Below are 1,061 nucleotides of genomic sequence, written 5' to 3' on the forward strand. Positions count from 1 at the left end.
ATGCTGGCCGCGCTGCTGGGCTGGCCGCAGGCCACCTTTGCGTCCAAGGTCGAAGTGGCTGACGGCGTGGCCAGGGTCACGCGCGAAGTCGACGGCGGCCTGGAGACGCTGGCGCTCACGCTGCCGGCCATCATCACGACCGACCTGCGCCTGAACGAGCCGCGCTACGTCACGCTGCCGAACTTCATGAAGGCCAAGAAAATGCAGCTCGACAACTTCAAGCCCGAAGACCTCGGTGTGGATGTCAAGCCGCGCATCAAGACCCTCAAGGTCAGCGAGCCGCCCAAGCGCAGCGCCGGTGTCAAGGTGGCTGACGTGGCCGCCCTGGTCGACAAACTCAAAAACGAAGCGAAGGTGATCTAAATGAGCGCACTTGTTATTGCCGAACACGACAACGCGAGCATCAAGCCCGCCACCCTCAATACCGTGACCGCGGCCATCCAGTGCGGCGCTGGAACGGGTGAGGTGCATGTGCTGGTCGCAGGCAAGGGCGCCGAAGCGGCCGCCAAGGCCGCCGCGCAAATAGCCGGCGTGAACAAAGTCATTCACGTGGACGGCGAGCAGTTTGCCCACGGCCTGGCTGAAAACATGGCTGCGCAGGTGGTGCTCATTGCGGGCAGTTATTCGCACATCCTGTTTCCGGCAACGGCCTCGGGCAAGAACATTGCCCCGCGCGTAGCGGCCCTGTTGGATGTCGCCCAGATATCCGACGTCACCAAGGTCGATGCGGCCGATACGTTTGAGCGTCCGATTTACGCCGGCAACGCCATTGCCATCGTGCAAAGCCTGGACGCGATCAAAGTCATCACCGTGCGCACCACCGGGTTTGACCCTGCGGCCGCCAGCGGCGGCAGTGCCGCCGTTGAAACGCTGGCCGGCGTGGCCGACAGCGGCAAGTCCTCGTTTGTCAGCGCAGAGATCGCCAAAAGCGACCGCCCTGAACTGACGGCCGCCAAGATCATCGTCTCGGGTGGCCGGGCGCTGGGCTCGAGCGAAAAATTCGACGAAGTGCTGACGCCGCTGGCCGACAAGCTGGGTGCCGCGCTCGGCGCGTCGCGCGC

General features: G+C 64.4%; 1 protein-coding gene and 1 pseudogene. Both read left to right on the forward strand.

Going from position 1 to position 1,061, the window contains the following annotated elements; translation table 11 throughout:
• A pseudogene (locus tag Q8K05_RS08060) lies at positions 1–363 on the forward strand (electron transfer flavoprotein subunit beta/FixA family protein); the annotation flags it as partial.
• Positions 364–1,061 (forward strand): electron transfer flavoprotein subunit alpha/FixB family protein (locus Q8K05_RS08065; protein ID WP_305246093.1); only part of this gene is annotated, 698 nt, incomplete at its 3' end.

It is taken from the genome of Polaromonas sp. (genome assembly GCF_030682935.1).
Classification (GTDB): Bacteria; Pseudomonadota; Gammaproteobacteria; order Burkholderiales; family Burkholderiaceae_C; genus Polaromonas.